General features: G+C 74.4%; 19 protein-coding genes and 1 riboswitch. Of the genes, 5 read left to right on the top strand and 14 right to left on the bottom strand.

Features of this window, described 5'->3' with window-relative positions; translation table 11 throughout:
• Positions 1 to 110: 110 nt before the first annotated feature.
• From E4N63_RS08690 to E4N63_RS08700, 3 genes are all read right to left on the bottom strand, one after another.
• A complete protein-coding gene (locus E4N63_RS08690; RefSeq protein ID WP_230240366.1) occupies positions 111 to 1,556 on the bottom strand; it encodes an aldehyde dehydrogenase family protein in 1,446 nt (481 codons plus the stop codon).
• Positions 1,557 to 1,841: 285 nt separating this feature from the next.
• Positions 1,842 to 3,488, bottom strand: coding sequence for a PucR family transcriptional regulator (locus tag E4N63_RS08695; protein ID WP_125624313.1), 1,647 nt, complete (start codon positions 3,486 to 3,488; stop codon positions 1,842 to 1,844).
• 105 nt (positions 3,489 to 3,593) lie between these two features.
• On the bottom strand, positions 3,594 to 5,075 hold the full coding sequence (locus E4N63_RS08700; protein WP_374112721.1) for an ATP-binding protein: 1,482 nt from the start codon (positions 5,073 to 5,075) through the stop codon (positions 3,594 to 3,596).
• Between the two features lie 1,272 nt (positions 5,076 to 6,347).
• Here E4N63_RS08700 and gabT point away from each other — a divergent pair.
• Together gabT and E4N63_RS08710 are read left to right on the top strand one after the other, a co-directional pair.
• Positions 6,348 to 7,697 (top strand): 4-aminobutyrate--2-oxoglutarate transaminase, encoded by a 1,350-nt coding sequence (gene gabT / locus E4N63_RS08705; RefSeq protein ID WP_230240367.1) that lies wholly within the window; start codon positions 6,348 to 6,350, stop codon positions 7,695 to 7,697.
• A 421-nt stretch (positions 7,698 to 8,118) separates the two neighbouring features.
• On the top strand, positions 8,119 to 8,862 hold the full coding sequence (locus tag E4N63_RS08710; protein WP_230240368.1) for a phosphatase PAP2 family protein: 744 nt from the start codon (positions 8,119 to 8,121) through the stop codon (positions 8,860 to 8,862).
• Here the strand turns inward: E4N63_RS08710 and E4N63_RS08715 are convergent.
• Complete coding sequence (locus tag E4N63_RS08715) at positions 8,789 to 9,250, bottom strand: hypothetical protein (RefSeq protein WP_125622868.1); 462 nt, start codon at positions 9,248 to 9,250, stop codon at positions 8,789 to 8,791. The two genes, E4N63_RS08710 and E4N63_RS08715, sit on opposite strands and share 74 nt — an antisense overlap.
• Before the next feature lie 305 nt (positions 9,251 to 9,555).
• Here E4N63_RS08715 and E4N63_RS08720 point away from each other — a divergent pair, with 305 nt between their 5' ends.
• Positions 9,556 to 10,581 (top strand): adenosine deaminase, encoded by a 1,026-nt coding sequence (locus tag E4N63_RS08720; RefSeq protein WP_125622869.1) that lies wholly within the window; start codon positions 9,556 to 9,558, stop codon positions 10,579 to 10,581.
• A 360-nt stretch (positions 10,582 to 10,941) separates the two neighbouring features.
• Here E4N63_RS08720 and E4N63_RS08725 read toward each other — a convergent pair whose 3' ends face one another.
• Together E4N63_RS08725 and E4N63_RS08730 are read right to left on the bottom strand one after the other, a co-directional pair.
• Positions 10,942 to 11,709 (bottom strand): cyclopropane-fatty-acyl-phospholipid synthase family protein, encoded by a 768-nt coding sequence (locus E4N63_RS08725; protein WP_230240369.1) that lies wholly within the window; start codon positions 11,707 to 11,709, stop codon positions 10,942 to 10,944.
• A 198-nt stretch (positions 11,710 to 11,907) separates the two neighbouring features.
• Positions 11,908 to 13,347: a gamma-aminobutyraldehyde dehydrogenase gene (locus E4N63_RS08730; RefSeq protein WP_125622871.1), complete on the bottom strand. Its 1,440-nt coding sequence runs from the start codon at positions 13,345 to 13,347 to the stop codon at positions 11,908 to 11,910.
• Between the two features lie 303 nt (positions 13,348 to 13,650).
• Here E4N63_RS08730 and E4N63_RS08735 point away from each other — a divergent pair, with 303 nt between their 5' ends.
• Together E4N63_RS08735 and E4N63_RS08740 are read left to right on the top strand one after the other, a co-directional pair.
• The gene (locus E4N63_RS08735) at positions 13,651 to 14,418 is read left to right on the top strand and encodes an ABC transporter ATP-binding protein (RefSeq protein ID WP_230240370.1); all 768 of its coding nucleotides are present in this window, start codon (positions 13,651 to 13,653) and stop codon (positions 14,416 to 14,418) included.
• A complete protein-coding gene (locus tag E4N63_RS08740; protein WP_125622873.1) occupies positions 14,400 to 15,617 on the top strand; it encodes a hypothetical protein in 1,218 nt (405 codons plus the stop codon). Before E4N63_RS08735 ends, E4N63_RS08740 begins: the two co-directional genes overlap by 19 nt.
• A gap of 11 nt (positions 15,618 to 15,628) precedes the next feature.
• On the opposite strand, the gene E4N63_RS08745 is transcribed toward E4N63_RS08740, so the two are convergent.
• The 8 genes from E4N63_RS08745 to tsf all read right to left on the bottom strand — a co-directional run bounded on the left by E4N63_RS08745 (position 15,629) and on the right by tsf (position 24,526).
• Positions 15,629 to 16,636 carry an ABC transporter ATP-binding protein gene (locus E4N63_RS08745; protein ID WP_308188668.1) on the bottom strand — a complete coding sequence of 336 codons (1,008 nt, stop codon included), beginning with the start codon at positions 16,634 to 16,636 and terminating at the stop codon, positions 15,629 to 15,631.
• Positions 16,637 to 16,744: 108 nt separating this feature from the next.
• The gene (locus tag E4N63_RS08750) at positions 16,745 to 18,358 is read right to left on the bottom strand and encodes an iron ABC transporter permease (RefSeq protein WP_125622875.1); all 1,614 of its coding nucleotides are present in this window, start codon (positions 18,356 to 18,358) and stop codon (positions 16,745 to 16,747) included.
• Between the two features lie 137 nt (positions 18,359 to 18,495).
• On the bottom strand, positions 18,496 to 19,590 hold the full coding sequence (locus E4N63_RS08755; RefSeq protein WP_230240371.1) for a thiamine ABC transporter substrate binding subunit: 1,095 nt from the start codon (positions 19,588 to 19,590) through the stop codon (positions 18,496 to 18,498).
• A 40-nt stretch (positions 19,591 to 19,630) separates the two neighbouring features.
• A riboswitch (TPP riboswitch) is annotated at positions 19,631 to 19,735 on the bottom strand.
• An 18-nt stretch (positions 19,736 to 19,753) separates the two neighbouring features.
• Positions 19,754 to 20,860, bottom strand: a complete 1,107-nt coding sequence (gene rlmN / locus E4N63_RS08760) for a 23S rRNA (adenine(2503)-C(2))-methyltransferase RlmN (RefSeq protein WP_125622876.1) — start codon at positions 20,858 to 20,860, stop codon at positions 19,754 to 19,756.
• 144 nt (positions 20,861 to 21,004) lie between these two features.
• On the bottom strand, positions 21,005 to 22,084 hold the full coding sequence (locus tag E4N63_RS08765; RefSeq protein WP_230240372.1) for a phosphatidate cytidylyltransferase: 1,080 nt from the start codon (positions 22,082 to 22,084) through the stop codon (positions 21,005 to 21,007).
• On the bottom strand, positions 22,084 to 22,641 hold the full coding sequence (gene frr, locus E4N63_RS08770) for a ribosome recycling factor (RefSeq protein WP_019709818.1): 558 nt from the start codon (positions 22,639 to 22,641) through the stop codon (positions 22,084 to 22,086). The genes E4N63_RS08765 and frr overlap by 1 nt, the downstream gene beginning before the upstream one ends.
• 115 nt (positions 22,642 to 22,756) lie before the next feature.
• Entirely contained in the window at positions 22,757 to 23,524 is a 768-nt protein-coding gene (gene pyrH, locus E4N63_RS08775; RefSeq protein WP_019709819.1) for a UMP kinase, read from the bottom strand.
• A 165-nt stretch (positions 23,525 to 23,689) separates the two neighbouring features.
• The gene (tsf, locus tag E4N63_RS08780) at positions 23,690 to 24,526 is read right to left on the bottom strand and encodes a translation elongation factor Ts (RefSeq protein ID WP_125622878.1); all 837 of its coding nucleotides are present in this window, start codon (positions 24,524 to 24,526) and stop codon (positions 23,690 to 23,692) included.
• Between the last annotated feature and the right edge of the window lie 9 nt (positions 24,527 to 24,535).

The following is a 24,535-nucleotide window of genomic DNA, read 5'->3' on the forward strand; positions in this document are numbered from 1 at the left end:
AGCCGGGCCGGTCCCGAGGGCCGCACAAGAGCGGCCGGGGCGTGTCGTGTGGGCTGCGCGCCCCGGCCGTTCGGCGCCCGCGGCTTGCGGGCCCGCCGACTTGCGGGCTTCTAGAGATCCAGGCCGGTCAGCACCATCACGCGCTCGTAGGTGTAGTCGTCCATCGCGAAGCGCACACCCTCCCGGCCCACGCCGGACTGCTTGGTGCCGCCGTAGGGCATCTGGTCGGCCCGGTAGGACGGCACATCGCCGATGATCACGCCACCGACCTCCAGCTCCCGGTGCGCGCGGAAGGCGGTGCGCACGTCGTGCGTGAACACCCCTGCCTGGAGCCCGTACTGGGAGTCGTTGGCCGCCGCGAAGGCCGCCGCCTCGTCCTCGGCGCGGGTGACGGTCAGCACCGGCCCGAAGACCTCCTCGCAGGAGACCTGGACATCGGACGGCACATCGGTGAGGACGGTCGGCGCGTACGTGGCGCCGTCCCGCTCGCCGCCGGTGAGCAGCGTGGCGCCCGCGTCCACCGCCTCCCCGACCCAGGACTCGACGCGCTTGGTCGCGTCCTCGCTGACCAGCGGGCCGACATCGGTGGCCGGGTTCGACGGGTCGCCGGTCACCTGCTCCTTGACGGCCGCGACGATCCGGGGCACCAGCCGGTCGTACACCGAGGCGTCGGCGATGACCCGCTGCACCGAGATGCAGGACTGGCCGCCCTGGTAGTTGGAGAAGGTCGCGATCCGGGTCGCGGCCCAGTCGAGGTCGGCGTCCGAGGACCAGTCGGCCAGGACGATGGCCGCGCCGTTCCCGCCGAGTTCCAGCGTGGTGTGCTTGCGGGGCGCGGAGTCGAGGATCGACCAGCCGACCGGGCCGGACCCGGTGAAGGAGATGACCGGCAGCCGCTCGTCGCGCACCAGGGCGGGCATCCGGTCGTTGGGCACCGGCAGGACGCTCCAGGAACCGGCGGGCAGGTCCGTCTCGGCCAGGAGTTCGCCCAGCAGCAGCCCGGAGAGCGGGGTGGCCGGGGCCGGCTTGAGGATGATCGGGGCTCCCACGGCGAGGGCCGGGGCGACCTTGTGCGCGCACAGGTTCAGCGGGAAGTTGAACGGCGCGATGCCCAGCACCGCGCCGCGCGGGAAGCGGCGGGTGAGCGCGAGCCGCCCGGCGCCGCCCGCGTCGGTGTCCAGACGCTGCGCCTCGCCGCCGTTGAAGCGGCGGGCCTCCTCGGTGGCGAACCGGAAGACGGAGACGGCGCGGCCGACCTCGCCGCGCGCCCACTTGAGCGGCTTGCCGTTCTCGGCGGAGATCAGCCCGGCGATCTCCTCGGCCCGTTCGGCCAGCCGCCGCTGGACGTGCTCCAGGGCCGCGGCCCGCACGTGCGCCGGTGTGGCGGCGAACTCGGCCCGTACGGCGTGCGCCGCGGCCACGGCCTCCTCGACCTGGGCCTCGGTCGGGACGCTCACCGTGCCGACGAGCCTGCCGTCCCAGGGGGAGGTGACATCGAGTGTGTCGTCGCCGGTCGCCTGTCGGCCGGCCAGCCAGAACGCGTGGGTGTGGGTCACAGCGGATCCCGGCCCTTCCGAGGTGGTGGGGATGGTGCGGTGGGTGCTGGTGCGGGGTGCTCGTGCGCGATGCCCGCGGTGTGCTGGTGCGGGGTGCGGATGCGGGGTGCTGGGCACCACGTTAGGGGCGGCGGCGCCGAATGGCGTTTGTCCGCGGTGGAGCGGTGCGCCGGTCCGGCTAGGACGCTTCGGCGTGCCGCCCCGCACTCCGGCCGGCGGAGCACCGGCGGCTCCCGCCGCCCGGCAGCGCTGCCCGCCCTGCCCACGGGCCCGGCCGCCCGCCCCTCACTCCGCGCTGGTCGCCTTCAGGGCGAGCCAGAGCTCCATCCGGGCGTCCGGGTCGTCCAGGGAGCGGCCGAGGATCTCCTCCACCCGGCGCATCCGGTAGCGCAGGGTGTGCCGGTGCACGCCCAGGTCGGCGGCGGCCGCGTCCCACTGGCCGTGCCGGGAGAGCCAGGCGCGGAGCGAGGAGACCAGGTCGCCGCGGCCGGTGGCGTCGTGTTCCCGGAGCGGGCGGAGGATGCCGTCGGCGAACGCCCGTACGGCGTCGTCCGCGAGCAGCGGCAGCACCGACCCGGCCGCGACCTCCTCGTGCTCGACGAGCACCCGGCCCCGGCGGCGGGCCACCGACAGCGCCTGCTCCGCCTGCCGGTAGGCGGACACGGCGGCGATCGGCCCGGTCGGGGCGGAGAGGCCGACGGCGAACGCGGCCACCGGCGCCGTGCTCCGCCCGCCCCGGCGCCGGGGGGAGCGGCGCCCCGCGCTCTCGTACTCCTCGGCCAGCCGCTCGCAGGCGGCGACCGCGGCGCCGCCGTCCGCGGCGAGCACCACCAGCCGGTCCCCGTCGGGCACGACGAGGAGGTGCTCCCCGCCCCGGGCCGCGGCGGCCTCCAGGGTGTCGGCGAGCCGGCCGAGCGGGTCCGGGGCCGGGCCTCCGTCGCCGGCGGCGGGCGCGGCGTCCGGGGTCTGCGGGCCGGCGCGTTCCGCGACGAGCACCCGGAAGGGGGCGTCGAGCAGCGCGCCGTAGAGCGTGCCGGCGACCGTCCGGGCGTGGTCCGGCTCACCCGCCAGCAGCATCCGCAACAGGGCGGAACCGAGCCGCTGTTCGGCCGCGGCCAGGGTGCGCGAGCGTTCGGCGGTGAGGGTCAGCAGGGCGACGGCCGAGTTGACGGCGTAGCGCTCGGCGGTGCCCAGCGGGGCGCCGGTGCCGACGGCCAGGACGCCCTGGGCGCGCCGGCCGCTGCCCAGGGACTGCAGTTCGATCCGGTCGGCTCCGTCGTCGTCCTCGCCGGTACCGCCGGTCACGGCACTGGCCGGAGCGGGACGCTCGCGCAACCGTTCGACGTCGGTCGTCAGCCGGGCGGCGCGCCGCGCGGCCCACTCGGGCGCCGCGGCGACCACCGCCCCGGACATGTCGTAGAGGGCGGCCCAGCCGCCGATGTGCGCGGCGAGCCGGGCCAGCAGCGCCTCCGGGCCCTCCGGGCCGAGCGCCGCGCGCGTCAGCTCGCGCTGGGCGGCGAAGCCGGCGGTGACGGCCTGGTACTGCTCGGCCGCGATGGCCGCCGAGACGGCCTTGCTGATCGCGATGAACGGCGTCCGGCGCGGCACCTCCAGCAGCGGCATCCCCTCCTCGGCCGCGGCCGACACCAGCGCCTCGGGGATGTCCTCGTAGTTGACGCCGACGGCGAAGCCGAGCCCGACGACCCCCGCTCCGGCGAGCCGGCGGACATAGGCCCGCATCTCCTCCCCGTTCTCGGCATCCAGCTTGAGCGCGGTGACGAGCAGCAGTTCGCCGCCGTCGAGATACGGCACCGGGTCGGCCAGTTCGCTGGCGTGGGCCCAGCGGACGGGCGTCTCCAGCCGGTCCTCCCCCGCGCGGACGGCGAGCTTGAGCGCGGGGTGGGCCACGAGGGAGGCGAGCGTCGGGGGCATGGGTCCTTCACGGGAGGCGGGATGACGCGGAACCGAATAGGCCGTCCCGTATGAACGGCATGGGTCGATTCTGCCTCATTGGAGCGGTGCCGTGCAGCCCGCCGGTCAGCTCCGCAGATCCACCAGGAGCGGCGGGGCGTGCTCGCCGCGTGCCGTGGTCAGCGAGACCACCGCGTGCTCCGGCGGCAGGGAGTGCGCCAGCTCCGAGGCCGACCAGCGCTCCCGCTCCACCTGCCGGACGGTCACCGACTCGCTGGTGACGGCCCGTCCGGTGACCAGCCGCCGGATGAAGTGCACGACCCGGGTGAGCGGTTCGTCGGTGATGATCTGCCGGTTGGTGACGTCCCGCGCCTCCACCCACTCCTTGCCCCACACCTCGGCGAAGCGCGCGCCGTCCCAGGTGGTCACCCCGGCGAAGGCCATCCGGCAGCCGACGGTGCCCAGCAGGGTGCTGCGCAGCGCCTCGGGCACGTCGTCGAGGGTACGCAGGGTGAGCAGGGCCCCGGCGTTGGCGGAGCGCAGCCGCTGGATGCCGCGGAGCGCCTCGGCGGTGATGGTGTCGGAGGCGTCGTGGAGGACCAGGCAGGCGAAGAGCGACCGGTCGGCGCGGCCCACGGCGCACTCGGTGAACTGGGCGAGCACCAGCCGCGCCAGGATGCGGGAGGCTTCGGCGTGGCCGCGTTCGGGGAGGTCGATGCGGACCCGCAGCGGGTGGTCGAGGGCGCGCAGCGAGAAGGGGCGGCTCCCCTCGGCGGTGGCGAAGAAGTTCGCGAAGGCGGGCCGGTCGAGCAGCGCCAGCCGGTCGGCGAGCAGGGCGCAGGCGTCGTCGGCGCGCCCGGACTGCCGTTCGCGCGCGTCGAGTTCACGGGCCTGTGCGAGCTGACCGGTGTCCCGCAGGACGGTGCGGAGCGCGCCGAGGGCGGTCGCCGATCCGTCCAGCAGTTCGCGGAGTTCGGGTACGGAGGGGAAGCGGCCGTGGGCGGCCCGGAAGGGACCGAGCAGTTGGGCCAGCGCCGTGGGGGCCCGGCGGGCGCCGCCGCCGGGGTGGGCGGCGGCGAGGTCGCCGATGAGGGCCTCGGCGAGGATGCCGGCGGCCTCGTCCGGGTCGGTGGTGCCGCCGTAGAGGTCGAGGTCGTGGGCCGAGTCGGGGCGCCCGATGCGGATGACCACGTCGAAGAAGCCGTCGGGGGCGAGCTGGGCGCCCGAGGCGCCGACGGCGACGACGGCGGTCCGGCCGGTCAGCGCCTGGAGGCAGAGCGACTCCAGCACGGGCCGCACCAGCCGGCCCGTCTTCCCGGCGCCGGGCGGGCCGACGGCCAGCAGCGAGGTGGCGAGCAGCTCCGGCGCCAGCGCGAAGCCCGCCCCGCGGTGCCGGTAGGGGTTCCGCCGGTCGTCGGCGGCGGTGCCGAGGCGGACCTGCCCGGCGGCCAGGTCGTGGCGGGCGGTGCGGACCGGCAGATCGCGGGCGCCGGACGGGTGGAGGCAGGCGGCGGCGCCGTGCCGCAGCACGGTGTCGGTGAAGGCGGGCAGCCGCTCCGGCCGGCCGCGCACACCGGTCCAGGCGCGGCGGATGCGGGCGTAGTCCACGTCGGTGAGCCGGCCGGCGCGGGCCTCGGCGGCCAGCCGGTCGGCGGCGTCCGGGGCGCCGCCGGAGCGGAGTTCGGGCCACTCGGCGGGGTCGGCCTCCGGCGGGGCGGCGGGCCTGCCGGTCGCCGTCGTCCCACAGCCGGCGCAGCAGAGGGGCGGCCCAGCGGCGGTACAGCTCCGGCCAGCGGCCGAGCCGCCCGAAGACCACGACGAGCCCGGCGGCGAACAGGCCGTAGTAGAGGTACGCGGCCCAGACGTACGCCAAGTGGTTGCCGCCCGCCTCGCGCCAGGAGTCGGGGGTGAACAGCAGCAGCGGCCAGAGCCAGTAGTCGCCGAGATAGCCGTTCCAGCACAGCGACCAGATGAGCCAGCCGCAGAGGAACGAGATCAGGGCGCCGCTGAGCAGGGAACGGCCCGGGATCCGCTCGGGCTCCTCCGGCGGCCGGGGCCGGTGGCCGTGGCGCCAGATGCCGGGCGGGCCTCCGGGCGGGGGCGCGTACCCAGTCGAGGAAGGGCGCGGCCGGACCGCTCGGTGCCGCGCCGGCGCCGCCCTCGGCACCATGACCGGCGTGGGCGGTGTGGCGGCGTGGCCGGTGTGGCCGCCGTTCGGTCCGCCGCCCGGCGCGGCCGCCGGCATCCCCGCGGGTGCGGGCGGCACGGCCGGGCTCCCGGGATACGGGCCCGGGGCGGACGGGGCCCCGGCGCCGGAACCCTCCACCGGGCGCGGGGACGGAACGGGGCCGGGAAACCGGACGGCGGCTGCGGGGGCGGCGGTGCGGGCGGTCCGGCGGGAGGCGGTACCGCTCCCGGGTGCCCGGTGCCCCGACGGCCGTCGTGTGCGCCTTCGGTGTCCATCTGCCGCCTCTCGCCCCTGCCCCGCCAACCGGCCTGCTGTTCCTACCCGTTCAATCTAGTGCCCCACACCGCGCCCCGGCCCCGGGCACGCCCCGCCTGCCCGCGGCGGCGCCTCCCCGCCCGTGCCGCCCCGCCCGCGGCGGCTCCGTCCCGCGGCGCCTCCCCGTCCCGCGGCGGCTCCGGACCCGTCCCGCGGCGTCGTCCCGCCGCGAAGGTGCCGCCGCGGACAACGGGACACGCGCAGCGCTACCGATCGGAGCATGCCCCGGACCACCGCCCGCCCCTAGCCTGCGGAGTACATGCCCGATCCGGGCATTCCGCCGGACTTGCCGCACCCCCGCGGAGGGCGTCCCCCGCCGGCCGCACGCAGGGGCGCGGCGCCCCGCACCGCGCCGCCACGGACCAGAGGAGATCACCATGACCGCGACCACCGGAGGCCCCTCGCTCCCGCAGGAGCGCCGCGTCGTCACCGCCATCCCCGGCCCCAAGTCCCAGGAGCTCCAGACCCGCCGGAGCGCCGCCGTCGCCGCGGGCGTCGGCTCCGTGCTGCCCGTCTTCACCACCCGTGCCGGCGGCGGCGTCGTCGAGGACGTGGACGGCAACTCGCTGATCGACTTCGGCTCCGGCATCGCGGTGACCTCGGTCGGCAACAGCGCCGAGGCCGTGGTGCGCCGGGCCTCCGCCCAGCTCGCCGCGTTCACCCACTCCTGCTTCATGGTGACGCCGTACGAGGGCTATGTGGAGGTCTGCGAGAAGCTGGCCGAACTGACGCCCGGTGACCACGCCAAGAAGTCGGCGCTCTTCAACTCCGGCGCGGAGGCGGTGGAGAACGCGGTGAAGATCGCCCGCGCGTACACCCGGCGCCAGGCCGTCGTCGTCTTCGACCACGGCTACCACGGCCGCACCAACCTCACGATGGCGCTGACCGCCAAGAACATGCCGTACAAGCACTCCTTCGGCCCGTTCGCGCCCGAGGTGTACCGGGTGCCGGTGGCCTACCCGTACCGCTGGCTCACCGGTCCCGAGCGCTGTGCCGAGGAGGCGTCGGCCCAGGCCATCGACATGATCAGCAAGCAGATCGGGGCGGAGAACGTCGCCGCGATCGTCATCGAGCCGCTGCTCGGCGAGGGCGGTTTCATCGAGCCGGCGAAGGGCTTCCTGCCGCGGATCGCCGAGTTCGCGAAGGCCAACGGCATCGTGTTCGTCGCGGACGAGATCCAGTCCGGCTTCTGCCGCACCGGCCAGTGGTTCGCCTGCGAGGACGAGGGCATCGTGCCGGACCTGATCACCACCGCCAAGGGCATCGCGGGCGGCCTGCCGCTGTCGGCCGTCACCGGCCGCGCCGAGATCATGGACGCGGCGCACAGCGGCGGCCTCGGCGGCACCTACGGCGGCAACCCGGTCGCCTGCGCGGCGGCGCTCGGCGCGATCGAGACCATGCGCGAGCTGGACCTCAACGCCAAGGCGCGGCGCATCGAGCAGGTCATGAAGCCGCGCCTCCTCGAACTGCGGGAGAAGTACGAGGTGATCGGCGACGTGCGGGGGCGCGGCGCGATGCTCGCCATCGAACTGGTGCGCCCCGGCTCCAAGGAGCCGGCCCCGGACACGACCGCCGCGCTCGCCAAGGCCTGCCACAGCGAGGGCCTGCTGGTGCTGACCACCGGCACCTACGGCAACGTCATGCGCTTCCTGCCGCCGCTGGTGATCGGCGAGGAGCTGCTGAACGAGGGCCTGGACATCCTCGAAGGGGCGCTCGCCGGCCTCTGAGACGGCGCCGCGGCACCGGACCCGGGGTCCACCAGGGGTGTTACCTGCGGCTACAGTCCGCTTCCGTGAAGAATGTGTGCGGAGCCCATGGCGGACGGGTGATCCGGCTGTCCGGCCGCCTTCCGGTGCCGTACGGTCGTCCGCAGATGAGAGAAACACCCCGTCCGCGGATCTTCGCGGACGGCGCCGGGTCGGCGCCTCCCCAGCACCGGACCGGCCGTGCCCTCGCGCACACCGGAGCTTCGGGCTCCGGGATTCTCCACCGGTCGGACGGCCGCCCGCCCCAAACCCCCCGGGGCGCGCGGCACACCGGTCGTCGCGGCCGCTCCGGAACAACCCCTGTTCCGGGCGGCCGCCTCTGCCGTTCCGGCACCTTCCGGCGCTCGCGGCGCCCCGCGCCCTGCTCCCCCTCCTTCTGCCCGTGCTGCTCTTCGCCGCGGTCACCTGGCAGGTGGCGGCCGGCGGCCCGCTGCGGGCACTGGACGAGCGCGCCGGCGCGATCCTGGCCCGGCCGGGCGGCGAGGGCCCCGGGGACACCGCCGCGGAGTTCGCGGCGGACCTCGGCCATCTGCCGGTCGCCGCCACCGTACTCGCCCTGGCCGCCGTCGCCGTCGTCCCCCTCGGCCGGCGCCGGGCCCGGGCGGAGCGGCGGAAGCGCGCGGGGACGTCCGCGAGGGCGTGCGGAGGGGCGGACGGGGAGGCGCAGGGAGAGGCGTACGCGCCCGGCGCGCGGCGCCCGTGGCTGCCACCGCTCGCGGCGGCGGCCGCGCTGGCCGCCGTTCCGGCGCTCGTCGTCCCGCTCAAGGCGTGGACGGCCCGGCCGGGCCCGGACGGACTGCCGCTCACTGCGGGCGAGGGCTTCTACCCCTCCGGCCACACGGCGACGGCCGCCGTGGCCTACGGCGCCGCGACCCTGCTGCTCCTGCCATATCTCCGCCGGACGGCGGCCCGCCGCGCCCTGACGGCCGGCGCGCTGCTGCTGAACCTGGCCGTCGGCGCGGGGCTGGTGGTACGCGGATACCACTGGCCGCTGGACGTCCTGGGCAGCTGGCTGCTGTCCGTCCCGCTGCTGTGGGCCCTCGCCGGCGCGCTCACCGGCCGCCCCCGCGGGCCAGTCCGGCGGCGGCCTCGTGCAGCGCCAGCTCCAGCAGCACCGGGTCGTTGAGCGTTCCGGCCCCGTCGGGCGGCACGACCCAGCGCACACCGCCCGTCGCCACCCCCGGATAGGGCACGACGACCCAGGTGCCCCGGCCCGCGGCGCGCATCCCCGTGCCGACCCAGCGCTCGGCGGTGCCCGACGGGACGAAGAAGCCCGTCCGCTCGTCGCCGAAGTCGGCCAGCACCGGGCCGGGCCGGTCGATACGGCGGCGGAGCACCTCCAGCGCCGGGAAACCCAGCTGCCCCGGAAGGATCAGGACGTCCCAGCGGCCTCCCGCGGGCAGCAGCACCACTCCGAGCGGGTTCCGCTCCCACTCCAGGCGGCACGCCGCCGGGTCGGGGGCCGCGGAGACCAGCCACTCGACCGCGCCGTCGTCCGCCCCGGTGTCGCGCATGCAGAGCGCCTCCTCGTGTCCCCATGTGATGACGTGACGGTTGAGGAGAGAGCGGGAGCCGCCAATCGTCACACCTGCCGGTGCGCGGAACCACCGCAAAGAGGGGCGGATTGCCGCAAAGAATCCGGCACAGACTCCGGAAGGCCGCCTTCCGGGCCGGACCGGACGAGTCGCGTGCCCGCACGGTCCGCGGGCCGCGGGCGGGCGACAGGGCCGCCGGGCGGTGCTGTCCCCGCCCGCGCCTACGATGATGCTGCTCCGGCCACCCCGGAGCGCCCGCCGCCCGGCCGTACCCAGGAGGACCGATGACCGATCTGCAGCCCTTCATCGCGGGACTGCCCAAGGCCGAGCTGCACGTCCACCACGTCGGCTCCGCCTCGCCGCGCATCGTGTCCGCCCTGGCCTCCCGGCACTCCGACTCCCCGGTGCCCACCGACCCCGAGGCGCTGGCCGACTACTTCGTCTTCCGCGACTTCGCCCACTTCATCGAGGTCTACCTCTCGGTCGTGGACCTCATCCGCGACGCCCAGGACGTCCGGCTGCTGACCTACGAGGTCGCCCGCGACATGTCCCGGCAGAACATCCGGTACGCCGAACTGACCGTCACCCCGTTCAGCTCGACCCGCCGGGGCATCCCCGACGCCGAGTTCGTCGACGCCATAGAGGACGCCCGCAAGGCGGCAGAGGCCGAGCTGGGCGTGGTGCTGCGCTGGTGCTTCGACATCCCCGGCGAGGCGGGCCTGGAATCGGCCGAGGAGACCACCCGGATCGCGGTCGAGCAGCAGTGCGAGGGGCTGGTGTCGTTCGGGCTCGGCGGGCCGGAGATCGGCGTGCCCCGGCCCCAGTTCAAGCCGTACTTCGACCGGGCCATCGCGGCCGGGCTGCGCAGCGTCCCGCACGCGGGCGAGACCACGGGCCCGCAGACCATCTGGGACGCGCTGAACGACCTGCGCGCCGAGCGCATCGGCCACGGCACGAGCGCGACGCAGGACCCCCGGCTGCTGGAACACCTGGCCGAACACCGCATCCCCCTGGAGGTCTGCCCGACCTCCAACATCGCCACCCGCGCGGTCACCGACCTCGACCAGCACCCCGTGAAGGACATGGTGGCGGCGGGAGTCCTGGTCACCATCAACAGTGACGACCCGCCCATGTTCGGCACCGACCTCAACACCGAGTACGGCGTCGCGGCCCGCCTGCTCGACCTCGACGAGACGGGCCTCGCCGGCCTCGCCAAGAACGCGGTCGAGGCGTCCTTCCTCGACCCGGCGGGGAAGGCGAAGCTGGCCGCGGAGATCGACGCCTACACGGCGGAGTGGCTGCGCCGGTAGCGCCGCCGACGGCCCGCGCGCCGGGCTCCGGCCGCGCGCCGGGCCGCCCGCCGCCACCCGTTTCCCCGCTTTTCCCAGTCCCGCGGGCGCCCCGGGGACCGCTCAGGACTGCGGCCGTCGGCGACGGGTACTCGCCGAGGCGCACGGGCGGGCCGGCCGCCGGCGGGCCGGAGTGCACCACGGCGGCGCACAGGATGGGATGGGATCAGGCATGTTCGTCTTCTTCTCGAACCGGAGCGGATGCCTCGGCTCGCTGCTCATCAGCCTGGTCGGCACGGCCGTGCTGTTCCTGGTCCTGTACTCCTGCGGGCGCGTCTGACGCCCCCCGCCGGGAGGCGCCCGGGCCGGGGCGGCACGCCGTCAGCCGGCGGGCACCAGGGTGAGGTAGGCCATGCCGAGGACACCGCGGTAACCGGTCAGCCAGGAGGTGCGCTGCCGGTCGACGCGCTCGCGCGTCCCGGCGGCGAGCGGATGGTCCGGGTGCGCGGCGAGCCAGGTCTCCGTGCCGGCCCGGTAGCCGGACTCGAACTCCTCCCATTCGTCGGCGTTCGCCGTCTCGATCCACTCGGGACGGAACCCGGCACCGAGCGCGGCCCCGACCACCCCCGCCAGGTCGTGGTGGTCGTCGGCGGAGGCGCCGGGCCACATGGCGGCCAGCTCGCCGTCGGTGGGCGGGCGCTCCCAGTAGCCCTCCCCGAAGAGCACGCGCCCGCCGGGAGCGACCAGCCGGCGCAGCGCGCGGAGGGCGGCGGCCGTGGCCCCGGACGGCTCCACGTCCCCGCTGAGGGCGTGGCCGGCGCCGGTGCACAGCACGAGATCGGCCGGCCCGCGGTCGGTCCCGGCCGCGGACTCCGCGAGGAACTCCACCCGGCCGGCCAGTCCCCGGGTACGGGCGTTCTCCCGGCCCCGGGCCAGATCCTCCGCGTTGATGTCGAGGCCGGTCCCAGTGGCTCCGGGCACGGCGCCGAGCACGCGCAGCATCAACTCGCCCCAGCCACAGCCGATGTCGAGGACGGTCGCGGGGCGGTGCCGGCCGAGTCGCTCGACGAGCCGCGCGGCGCGCGCCTCGGAGAGCGGGCCGTGGAAGGTGAGGCGGGGCAGCCGGGGCGGCGGAGCGGTATCGGGCATGCGCCGGACCCTACGGACGGCGGCGCCGGGACGGAACCGATTATCGGCGGGCCCGCCCCTGCGCCCGGAGACGGTTCCCCCTCGGCGAACCCGTCGACGGATACCCGGCGCGCCCCGGACGCCCGAGCACCCCCGGGCCACGGTGGTGGCCCGGGGGCGGCCCGGGGGCGTCCGGTGGCGTCGCCGGCGTGCCGCGCCTCAGCTGTCCAGCGACGTCATGACGTGCTTGATCCGGGTGTAGTCGTCGAAGCCGTAGGCCGACAGGTCCTTGCCGTAGCCGGACTTCTTGAAGCCGCCGTGCGGCATCTCGGCGACCAGCGGGATGTGGGTGTTGATCCACACGCAGCCGAAGTCCAGGGCCTTGGACATCCGCATGGCACGGCCGTGGTCCTTCGTCCAGACCGAGGAGGCGAGGGCGTACTCGACGCCGTTCGCGTACTCCAGCGCCTGCTGCTCGTCCGTGAAGGGCTGGACGGTGATGACCGGGCCGAAGACCTCGTTCTGGACGATCTCGTCGTCCTGCCGGAGGCCGGAGACGACGGTCGGGGCGTAGAAGTAGCCCCGCTCGCCGACCCGGCGGCCGCCGGTCTCGACCTTGGCGTGCGCGGGGAGGCGCTCGATGAAGCCGCTCACCTTAGCGAGCTGGTCGGCGTTGTTGAGCGCGCCGTAGAGGATGTCCTCGTCGTCCGGCTGCCCGGTCTTCGTGTCCGCGGCGGCCTTGGCGAGGGCGGCGACGAACTCGTCGTGCACGGACTCGTGGACGAGGACGCGGGTCGCGGCGGTGCAGTCCTGGCCGGCGTTGAAGAAGCCCGCCTCGGTGATGCCCTCGACGGCCTTGGCCAGGTCGGCGTCCTCGAAGACGACGACGGGGGCCTTGCCGCCCAGCTCCAGGTGGACCCGCTTGACGTCCTTGGCGGCGCTGGCGGCGACCTCCGTGCCGGCCCGGACCGAGCCGGTGATGGACGCCATCGCGGGCACCGGGTGCTCGACCATCAGCCGGCCGGTGTCGCGGTCGCCGCAGACGACGTTGAAGACGCCCTTCGGGAGGACGGAGCCGAGGATCTCGGCGAGCAGCACCGTCGACGCCGGGGTGGTGTCGGAGGGCTTGAGGACGACCGTGTTGCCCGCGGCGAGCGCCGGGGCGAACTTCCAGACCGCCATCATCATCGGGTAGTTCCACGGCGCGACCTGCGCGCAGACCCCGACCGGCTCCCGGCGGACGAAGGAGGTCAGCCCCTCCATGTACTCGCCGCCCGAACGCCCCTCCAGCATCCGCGCCGCGCCCGCGAAGAAGCGGACCTGGTCGATCATCGGCGGGATCTCCTCGGAACGGGTGAGCCCGAGCGGCTTGCCGGTGTCCCGGCACTCGGCCTCGATCAGCTCCTCGGCGCGCTCCTCCATCGCGTCGGCGATCTTGAGCAGGGCCTTCTGCCGGTCCGCGGGGACGAGGTCCCGCCAGGCCGGGAAGGCGGCCTCGGCGGCGGCCATGGCGGCGTCGACGTCGGCGGCGCCGGACAGCGGAGCGGTGGCGTACACCTCGCCGGTGGCCGGGTTGACCACGTCGGTGGTCCGGCCGTCGGCGGCGTCCCGGAACTCCCCGCCGATGTAGTTGCGCAGACGACGCAGTTCGGTGGTCACGTGCCACCCCTCCCTGTCGGTGTCCAATGGGTGAGACACCCACCCTAAACGCTGCGGCGGACATCGCAGCAGGGGGCCGCCCCCTCCGCGGTCCGGGACCTGCCTCCGCGTACGTCCCGGTACGGTGCCGGTCGCGGGACCATCCGCGCGGCCGTCCATCCGATCGGACGAAAAACGGGCGCATATCCCACCCCCGGTGAGGTGCCGCGGCCCTCGACTCCTTACCGTTCCAGGCACCGACCGGTCTCCCGCCCTCACGCCGGGACGGAGGCCGCACCGCTCACACAAGCCGAGGTGCTCGCCATGGTGGCCCCGCCGGACAACGACGTTCTCCGGGCACACGCCCTGCACTACGCGACCAGCGGCACACCCGTGCTCGCCGGGGTCTCCCTCGGGGTCCGGGAGGGCGAGGTCATCGCCGTCACCGGGCCCCGCGGCAGCGGCAAGACGACCCTGCTGGAGTGCCTCTCCGGGCGTCTCGTGCCGGACAGCGGCCAGGTGTGGTTCCGCAGCTCCCCCGTGCACCCCCTCGGCGCGGCCGCGCGGGAGCGGCTGCGCCGCGAGAGCTTCGGCTGGATCGGCACCGAGCCGCGGCTCGTACCGGAGCTCACCGGCTGGGAGAACGCCGCGCTGCCGCTGCTGCTGCGCGGCACGGCCCCGCGCGCCGCCCGGACGGCGGCCCTCGGCTGGCTGGAACGGCTCGACGCCGGCGACTGCGCCCGCGGCCGTCCGGCGTCCCTGACGCAGGCACAGCGGCAGCGGGTGGCCGTCGCCCGCGCCCTGACCGCCCAGCCGTCGGTGCTTTTCGCCGACGACCCGACGGCCCGGCTGCACAGCGCGGACAGCGCCTCGGTGCTGCGCATCCTCACCACGGCGGCCCGCTCGCACGAGATCACGGTCGTCCTGGCCACCCACGACCCCGGGGTCGCCGCCCACGCGGACCGCCGGTTCGCGCTGCTCGACGGCCGGCCCGCCGACGCACCCGCCGACCGCGACAGCGGCGCCGGGGACGGCCCGTCCGGCGGCAACGACGACACCGAGGGAAGAACGACGTGCTCGCTCTCCGTCTAGCCCGCGGCGCCCGCCCGGCCGTCCAGGCGCGCCGGCTGGCGGTCGCGGCGGCCTCCGCCGGTACGGGCTTTCTGCTGCTCAGCAGCCTGGGCCAGGCGGCCGCACTCCCGGCGGGGGCCGGCTCCTCCGCCGTCCGGCTGCTGTGGTGCGCGCTGCCGCTCGCGGCGTCCGTGCAACTGGCCGTGGCCGCCGCGCGCGCCGATCACGGCGCCGGGCCCCGGCAGAACCTGTACGCGGCCGGATGCGGGCCCGCCCGCCTGGCGCTGCTGGCCGCCGCCTCCACCGTCCTCTCCTGCCTCCTCGGCGGTGTTGCGGCCGCACTGGTGTTCCTGCTGCTCCGCGGAGACCTCGGCATCCCCGCCGTTCCCGGCGCGGAGCAGGCGCTGGGCGCCGGGGTGCCGCTCCCGTTCCCGGCCGTTCTCACCCTGCTGACCGTGGTGCCGGCGGCGGCGGGTGCCGCAACCGCGCTCGCGCTGCGCCCCCGCCCGGCGTCCGCGGAGCACCGGCACCGGTCCACCGGCCACGATCAGGCCGTGCCGTGGTCCGCGGGACGGGATCCGTACACGCCGGGCACCGCGCTGCGCGAACTGCCCTGGGGCATCGCCCTGCTGACGGCCGGGCTGGCGCTGGCGTCGTACGCCGGCCCCGGCAGCGGGGGCCCACCGGGCGGCGGGCCCCCGCTGCCGGGTCGCCCGGACGGCATCCCGCCGGGCGCGGTCGCCGGGTGGGCCCTGGTCGCGGTCGGCCTGGTGACGGCGCTCCCCGGGCTGACGCATCTGGCCGGGCGGCTGCTGGCCGCGGGCCGGCCCGGCGCGCTGCGGCTGCTGGCGGGCCGGTTCCTGCAGGCGGAGGCGGGACGGACCGGCCGCCCGCTCGGTGTGCTGTGCGCGGTGGCCACCGGCGTCCTCGCGGCGGACCGGCTGTACGGCGGCCCCGGTCCGGCCGCCGTGGCCTCGTTCGGACCGCTTCTCGCTCTCGGAGCCGCGCTGGTGGTGGCGTGCGTGACGCTGACCGTGGTCATCACGGCCGTGGAGTCGCGGGCCGAGCGGGCCGGCACCACCGAGGCGCTGCGGCACGCCGGCGCCCCGGCCGCCCTGCTGCGCCGCGCGGCCGTCCTCCGTGCCGTCGTGATGGCCGCCGTGGTGGCCCCGGTGAGCTGGGCCGTCGCCACGCTGGCCACCCTGCCGCTGCTCTCCTGACGGCCGCGGGGCTACTCCCCCGCGGCCAGCACCACTACGTCCTCGGCGGTGAACGCCGCGCCCACCTCCGTACCGGTCTCCGGGGCGTCGCGCAGGGGGCAGGACGCCTCCAGGAGCGGTCCCGTCCCGGGGCGGAGCAGCAGGGAGACCTGGTCGCCGCGGAAAGTACGGGCCGCGACGGTGCAGCGCAGGCCGTCGGCGGCCGGCACCAGCCGGACCCCGGTGGGGCGGACGAGCAGCCGGCGCGTGCCCCGGGCGGAGCCCGGCTCCACCGGCAGCCGGCCCCAGGGGGTGTCGGCGGCCCCGTCGCGCACCAGCCCTTCGATCACGTTGTCGAAGCCGAGGAAGCGGGCGACGAACTCCGAGGCGGGCCGACGCCAGACCTCCAGGGGCGTGCCGGTCTGGGCGACACGGCCCTCCCGCATCACGACCACCCGGTCGGCGAGGGCGAAGGCCTCGCTCTGGTCGTGGGTGACCGCCAGCACGGTCGTCCCCAGCCGCCGGAACAGCTCGCGGAGTTCGACGACCAGCCGCTCGCGGAGTGTCCGGTCGAGCTGGCCCAGCGGTTCGTCCAGCATCAGGAGCTGCGGTTCCGGGGCCAGGGCGCGCGCCAGTGCCACCCGCTGCTGCTCGCCGCCGGACAGCGAGGACACCGCGCGCCGCCCGGCGTCGGGCAGCCCGACGAGGTCGAGGAGACCGGCGACGCGGCGTTCGGTCTCGGCGCGCGGCACCTTGCGCATGCGCAGGCCGAAGGCAACATTGCCGCCGACGTCCCGCTGCGGGAAGAGCTGGTGGTCCTGGAACATCAGTCCGACGCCGCGCCGGTGCGCGGGCACCCCCGCCTGGTCGCGCCCGGCGAGGGTCACCCGGCCGGCGTCCGGCCGCTGCAGACCGGCCACCACGCGCAGCAGGGTGGACTTGCCGCTGCCGCTCGGCCCGAGCACGCACACCGTCCGCTGCTCGGGGACCTCCAGGTCCACCGCGTCGAGCACCGCGCGGTCGCCGAAGCGGACGGTCACCCCGTCCAGCCGCAGCAGGGCGGGCCGGGCGGCGGGGCCTCCCCGGTGCCGGGAGGAGAGCCGGGGGCGGTGACGGGGGCCGTGCCCGGAGTGGTGTCGGAGGGCATGTCAGAACTCCCCGGAGCCGGAGCGGTCGGTGCGGACGCGTTCGAGAAGCAGCAGGGACACCGCGCAGACCAGCATCAGGATCGTGCTGAGCGCCATCGCCTGCCCGTACGGCAGTGCGCCGGCCCGGCCCAGCAGCCGGGCCACGGCGACCGGAAGGGTGAGAGTGTCGGCACGGGCGATGAAGACGGTGGCACCGAACTCCCCGAGCGAGACGGCGAAGGCGAAGCCCGCGGCGACGAGCAGCGCCCGCCGCACCAGCGGCAGGTCCACCTCGCGCCAGGCGCGCAGCGGGGAGGCGCCCAGCACGGCGGCCGCCTCGCGCAGCCGCGGATCGACCGCGCGCAGGACGGGCAGCATGGTGCGGACGACGAACGGCACGCCGACCAGGGCCTGCGCCAGCGGCACCAGGATCCAGGCGGACCGCAGGTCCAGGGGTGGCTCGTCGAGCGCGATGAGGAAGCCGAAGCCGACCGTCACGGCGGAGGTGCCCAGCGGCAGCATCAGCAGCGCGTCGAAACCCCGTACGAGTCTCCCGGCCCGCCGGGTCAGGGCCGCCGCGGCCAGACCGCCGACCACCAGGGCGATCAGGGTGGCCACGGCCGCGAACGCCAGGGAGTTGCCCACCGCCTCCAGCGGCGCCACGGTGAACGTCCCGCCCTCCTCGGACCCCAGCGCCCGGTAGAAGGCGAAGCCGTAGCCGTCCGGTGCGTCCAGCGAGCGCTCGACGAGCACCCCCAGCGGCAGCAGGAGCAGCAGCGCGATGACCGTCACCGTGGAGCCCAGCAGGGCCCACTGGCCGGCGCCGCGCGGACGGCGGGAGGTGTGCGCGGGATCGACCAGCCGCAGCGCGCTCTCGCGCCGCCGCACCGTCCGGGCGTGCAGCAGGAGCAGGCCGCCGACGGCACAGAACTGCAGCAGCGTCAGCACGGCCGCCGTCGGCAGGTCGAGCAATTGTGCGGTCTGCCGGTAGATCTCGACCTCCAGCGTCGAGTACCGCGGACCGCCGAGGATCTGGACCACCCCGAAGGAGGTGAAGGTGAAGAGAAAGACCATCAGCGCCGCGGCGGCGACGGCGGGCGCCAGCGCCGGCAGGGTGATCCGGCGCCAGGCGGTGAGGCGGCTCGCGCCGAGCATCCGCGCGGCCTCCTCCTGGCGCGGGTCGAGCTGCGCCCACAGGCCGCCGACCGTCCGCACCACGACCGCGTAGTTGAAGAACACATGGGCGAGCAGAATCGCCCACACCGTGGTGTCCAGCCGGACGCCCCACAGTTCGTCCAGCAGTCCGCCGCGTCCCAGCAGCGCCAGGAAGGCCGAGCCGGCCACGACGGTGGGCAGGACGAACGGCACCACCACCAGCGCCCGCAGCAGCCGCTTGCCGGGGAAGTCGAGGCGGGCGAAGACATAGGCGCCCGGCAGCGCGACGGCCACGGTCAGCGCCGTGGACGCCGCCGCCTGCCACGCGGTGAACCAGAGCACGTCCAGGACGAGCGGGTCCGTCAGCACCGCGCCGGCCCGGCCGAACCGCCACCGCCCCCCGTCGCGCAGCCCCCGGGCCACGATCGCGGCCACCGGGTGGACGAAGAACAGGGCGAAGAAGGCCGCCGGAACGGCCATCAGCGCGAGCCGGACCGCGGTGCCGGAGCCGCGGCCCGGCAGCCCGCCCGGCCGCCGCCCCGCCGGTGACGGCGGAACGGGCGGAGGCGGTGCGGACGGCGACGAGGGCGGAACCGGGGCCGGCTCCGCCCCGGCGGTCACCTCGGAACGAGCTGGGACCATGCCTTGACCCACCGCTCACGGTTCTCGGCGATCTTCTCCGGGGCCAGGGAGGCGGGCTTCTCGATCGTCTCCCCGTACCGGGTGAAGACCTCCGGCAGCTTGACGTCCGTGCGGGCGGGGTGGACGAACATCTGCAGCGGCACGTCCTCCTGGAAGGTCTCGCTCAGCAGGAAGTCCAGCAGTTCCTTGCCGCCCTCGGGGTTCTCGGCGCCGTCCAGCAGCCCGGCGAACTCGGTCTGCCGGAAGCAGGTGCCTTTTGCCACCCCCGTCGGCCCCTCCTCGGGCAGCGGGTCCTGCCCCAGCACCTCGGCGGGCGGGCTGGAGGCATAGGACACGACGAGGGGCTTGTCGCCCTTGCCCTTGCCGCCGCCGGAGCCGGAGAAGCGGTCGTTGTAGGCCTGCTCCCAGCCGTCGACCACCTCGACACCGTTGGCCTTGAGCTTCTTCCAGTAGTCCTGCCAGCCGTCGTCGCCGTACTCGGCCGCGGTGGCGAGGAGGAAGCCCAGCCCCGGCGAGGAGGTGGCGGCGTTCTCGGTGACCAGCAGGTCCTTGTACGCGGGCTCGACCAGGTCGGCGAAGGTCTCCGGCGGCGCGAGCCGCTTCTTCTCGAACCAGCCGCGGTCGTAGTTGACACAGATGTCGCCGTAGTCGACGGGCGTGACCCGGTGCTTCCCCCGGTCGAGCCGGAGTTCCTCCGGTACCTTCTCCAGGCCCCTGGCCTCGTACGGCGTGAAGATCCCGTGGTCGAGGGCGCGCGGGAGCAGGGTGTTGTCGACGCCGAAGAGGACGTCGCCCTGCGGGTTGCCCTTGGACAGCACGGCCTGGTTGACGGTCGTGCCGGCGTCGCCGCCGCGCAGGATCTCGACCTTGCGGCCGGTCTGCTCGGTGAACTCCTTCAGCACGTCGTCGGAGACGGCGAACGAGTCATGGGTGACCAGGGTGACGGCCGCGGTCTCGCCACCGTCCTTCCCGGCCGGATCACCGGAGTCGCCGCACGCGGCGAGCGAGGTGATGCCCAGCGCGGTGACGAGCAGCGCGGCGGCGGACCGTCCGCGGAGGTGCGTGGTCATGAGTGGTGCCTCCCCTGAAGCGGGCAGGGCACGACAGCTTGTCGAGTGGTGACCGAACTCCCTACGCCGGTATGACCCGGTTCAGGTTCGAGGGTCTGCGGCTGCTGCCGCACTCTCAGCGCTGTGCGCTCCCCTGTCGGAATAGACGTTCGAAACGACGATATCAGCGCTCCGCTGCGGCCAGCTGACCGCATGCGCCGTCGATCTCCTGGCCCCGGGTGTCCCGGACGGTCACCGGCACCCGGTGCGCCTCCAGCGCGGCCACGAACGCCTTCTCGTCCTCGGGCCGCGAGGCGGTCCACTTCGAGCCGGGCGTCGGGTTGAGCGGGATGAGATTGACGTGCACGCGGCGGCCCTTGAGCAGCCGGCCGAGCAGATCGCCGCGCCAGGCCTGGTCGTTGATGTCGCGGATCAGCGCGTACTCGATGGAGACCCGGCGGCCGGACTTCTCGGCGTACTCCCAGGCGGCGTCGAGCACTTCGCGCACCTTCCACCGGGTGTTGACCGGCACGAGGGTGTCGCGGAGCTCGTCGTCCGGGGCGTGCAGCGAGACCGCGAGCCGGCAGCTGAAGCCCTCGTCGGCGAAGCGCAGCATCGCCGGGACGAGACCGACGGTGGAGACGGTGATGCCGCGCTGCGAGAGCCCGAGGCCGTCCGGCTCGGGGTCGGTGAGCCGCCGGATGGCGCCGACGACGCGGTTGTAGTTGGCGAGCGGCTCGCCCATCCCCATGAAGACGATGTTCGACAGCCGGGCCGGCCCGCCGGGGATCTCGCCGTCCCGCAGCGCCCGCATGCCGTCCACGATCTGGTGCACGATCTCGGCGGTCGACAGATTGCGGTCGAGACCGGCCTGGCCGGTGGCGCAGAAGGGGCAGTTCATCCCGCAGCCGGCCTGCGAGGAGACGCACATGGTGACCCGGTCCGGGTAGCGCATCAGGACCGACTCGACGAGCGTGCCGTCGAAGAGCCGCCACAGCGTCTTGCGGGTGGTGTCGTCGTCGCAGCTGATGTGCCGCACGACGGTCATGAGTTCGGGCAGCAGTTCGGCCGCGAGCTTCTCACGGGCCGCCGCCGGGATGTCCGTCCAGGCCGCCGGGTCGTCGGCGTACCGGGCGAAGTAGTGACGCGAGACCTGGCCGGCCCGGAACGGCTTCTCGCCGATGGCCGCCACGGCGTCGCGGCGCTCGGCGGGGGTGAGGTCGGCAAGATGCCGCGGCGGCTTCTTGGCCCCGCGCGGCACGGCAAAGGTGAGTTCTCCGGGCTTAGGCATGATTCCTCCAGTGTCGCAGACGCCGGACGGTCCCCCGGCGCCCCGCGGACGAGGCTCCCGTCACCCGGCCGCGGTCCGCCGCCGGAGAGGCGCCAAGGCCCCTGCCGAAGCGCTGCGGCAGGGGTCTCGCGTGCGCGGGAAAACTCAGCCCGAGCCGGTGAAGACCACCAGCAGCAGCCACGCCACCGGAGCGGTGGGCAGCAGCGAGTCCAGACGGTCCATGATCCCGCCGTGGCCGGGGAGCAGCGTGCCCATGTCCTTGATCCCGAGGTCCCGCTTGATCATGGACTCGCCGAGGTCGCCCAGGGTGGCGCTGCCCGCGACCGCCAGGCCGAGCAGCAGGCCCTCCCACCAACTGCCCCCGTCGATCAGGAACTCCAGGCACAGCGCGCCGGCCACCATGGAGAAGCCGACCGCCCCGAGCAGTCCCTCGCGCGTCTTGCCGGGGCTGATGCGCGGCGCGAGCTTGTGCGTGCCGAAGCGCCAGCCGACGGCGTAGGCGCCGGTGTCGCTGACCACGGTGAGCACCAGGAAGACCATCACCCACCAGGCGCCGTCGTCGGCGGCCAGCATCAGCGCCACGAAGGTGGCGAGGAACGGCACGTAGAAGGCGGCGAAGAGAGCGGCCGTGACGTCACGGAGGTAGTTCTCCGGGGCGTCCGTCATCCGCCAGGCCAGGACGGCGAGCGCGGTGAGCGCCATGGCGACCCAGGCGCCCTCCGGGCCCCGCAGGTATCCCGCGACGACCATGGCGACGCCGCCGAGGGCCAGCGGCACCAGTGGCGCGCTGATGCCCTTCTGCTCGCGCAGCCGGGAGGTCAGCTCCCAGAGACCGACCACGACCGCGGCCGCGATCACCCCGACGAAGACGTCCTTGACGAAGAACAGCGAGGCGAGGATCACCGCGCCGAGGCCGACCCCCACGCCGATCGCGGCCCGCAAATCGCGGCCCGCGCGCTTGCGGGGCGGCGTCGCGGGAGACGGATGGGCTCCGGCCGGGCGGTTCGCGTGGACCGGGGGGCCGCTCGGGCGAGCGGCCCCCCGGTCGTGTCCGTCGCGGTCGTCCTGGTCGCCGCCTGCGGGGGGCACGATGGGCATGGGCCGAGTCTGCGCCGCATCGCCTGCCCCGTGCGGGGGACCCGCCGCGGGAGGCCGCACGGGCCCCTGACCGGGCGGTCCCCCGTAACCGGCGTGCGGCGGGGCGCCCCGGGAAGAGTCGTTCATCAGACCTCGAGCAGCTCGGCTTCCTTGTGCTTGAGCAGCTCGTCCACCTGTGCCACGTACTTCGCGGTGGTGTCGTCGAGCTCCTTCTCGGCGCGGCGGCCCTCGTCCTCGCCGACCTCACCGTCCTTGATGAACTTGTCGATGGTCTCCTTGGCCTTGCGCCGGACGCTGCGGATCGAGATCTTCGCGTCCTCGGCCTTGTGCTTGGCGACCTTGATGTACTCCTTGCGGCGCTCCTGCGTCAGCTCGGGGAACACCACGCGGATGATGCTGCCGTCGTTGCTCGGGTTGACCCCGAGGTCGGAGTCGCGGATCGCCTGCTCGATGTTGCGCAGCGCGCTCTTGTCGAACGGGGTCACCACGGCCATCCGCGGCTCCGGGACCGAGAACGACGCCAGCTGGTTGATCGGCGTCATCGCCCCGTAGTAGTCCGCCACGATCTTGTTGAACATCGCCGGGTGCGCACGGCCGGTGCGGATCGCGGCGAAGTCCTCCTTGGCGACCACGACGGCCTTCTCCATCTTCTCCTCGGCTTCGAGGAGGGTCTCTTCGATCACCACTTGCTCCTGGTGTTATCAGTAAGCAGAGCCTCGCCCCTGCGCGCGTCTACTCCTGCACGGTGTCCGACCGGCAGGCTGTTGTCCATCCCCGTATCGGGCCGGCCCTCCCGGGTCAGGCCCTGGTCGCTTGGTCGCTCACCAGCGTGCCGATCTTCTCACCCTTCACCGCACGCGCGATATTGCCTTCGGCGAGAAGTTCGAAGACGAGAATCGGCAGCTTGTTGTCCATGCACAGGGTGATGGCGGTGGCGTCGGCGACCTTGAGGCCGCGGGTGATGACCTCGCTGTACTCGAGGGCGTCGAACTTCACCGCGTCGGGGTTCTTCCGCGGGTCCGAGTCGTACACCCCGTCGACGCCGTTCTTGCCCATCAGCAGGGCCTGCGCGTCGATTTCCAGCGCGCGCTGGGCAGCGGTGGTGTCGGTGGAGAAGTACGGCATCCCCATGCCGGCGCCGAAGATGACGACGCGTCCCTTCTCCAGGTGCCGCACCGCCCGGAGCGGGATGTACGGCTCCGCGACCTGGCCCATCGTGATGGCGGTCTGGACGCGGGAGTCTATTCCCTCCTTCTCCAGGAAGTCCTGGAGCGCGAGGCAGTTCATGACCGTGCCCAGCATGCCCATGTAGTCGGAGCGGGCCCGGTCCATGCCGCGCTGCTGGAGTTCGGCGCCCCGGAAGAAGTTGCCGCCGCCGATGACGATGGCGATCTCGGCGCCGTCACGGACGACGGCGGCGATCTCCCGGGCCATCTTGTGCACGACGTCCGGGTCGACGCCGAGGCCGCCCCCGCCGGCGAAGGCCTCGCCGGACAGCTTCAGCAGAAACCGGCCCCGCTGGGGACCGTGATCGGGTTTACCGGCCTTGTCGGCGTCCTGATTCATGGAGATCTCCTCGTGCACAGACGAAGAAGGCCACTGCCGTACGGGGTCTGCTGATCCCTCTGCGGCAATGGCCTCCTCGTCACCTCTGCGGCCGTCCGGCACGCCGTCGGCCAGCTGCCCCCGACCTTAGCGGCGGCGGGCGCTTTCCGCTGTCGCTGACCGGACTCAGGCGCCGACGCGGATGCGGGCGAAGCGCTTCAGCGTGACACCGGCCTCGTCCAGAACCTTCTGGACGGTCTTCTTGTTGTCCTTGGCGAACGCCTGGTCGAGGAGGCAGTTCTCCTTGAAGAAGCCGTTCACCCGGCCCTCGACGATCTTCGGCAGGGCGCCCTCGGGCTTGCCCTCCTCGCGCGCCGTGGCCTCGGCGACGCGACGCTCGTTCTCGACCGCTTCGGCCGGGATCTGGTCGCGGGAGAGGTACTTCGGACCGAACGCGGCGATGTGCTGCGCGATGTCCTTGGCTACCTCGGCGTTCTCCTGCTCGAGCTCGACGAGCACGCCGACCTGCGGCGGGAGGTCCGGGCTGGTGCGGTGCATGTACGTGGCGACGTAGCCGCCCTCGAACTGCGCGAACCGGTCCAGGACGATCTTCTCGCCGAGAGTGGCGTTGGCCTCGTCCACATACGCCTGGACGGTCTTGCCCGACTCGATCTCCGAGGCCAGCAGGGCCTCCAGATCGGCCGGGGAGGTCTTGGCGACATGAGCGGCCAGCGCGTTGGCGGCGGCGAGGAACTTGTCACCCTTGGCGACGAAGTCGGTCTCGCACTTCAGCTCCAGCAGGACGCCGGACTTGTTGTCGTCCGCGATGAGGGAGACGACGGCGCCGTTCTCGGCGCTGCGGCCCTCACGCTTGGCCACGCCCTTCTGGCCCTTGACGCGCAGGATCTCGACGGCCTTGTCGACGTTGCCCTCCGCCTCGTCCAGCGCCTTCTTGCAGTCCATCATGCCGGCGCCGGTGAGCTCACGGAGCTTCTTGACGTCAGCGGCGGTGAAGTTCGCCATGGTCTGTCA

The organism is Streptomyces sp. MNU89 (assembly GCF_020982505.1).
Lineage (GTDB): Bacteria > Actinomycetota > Actinomycetes > Streptomycetales > Streptomycetaceae > Streptomyces > Streptomyces xinghaiensis.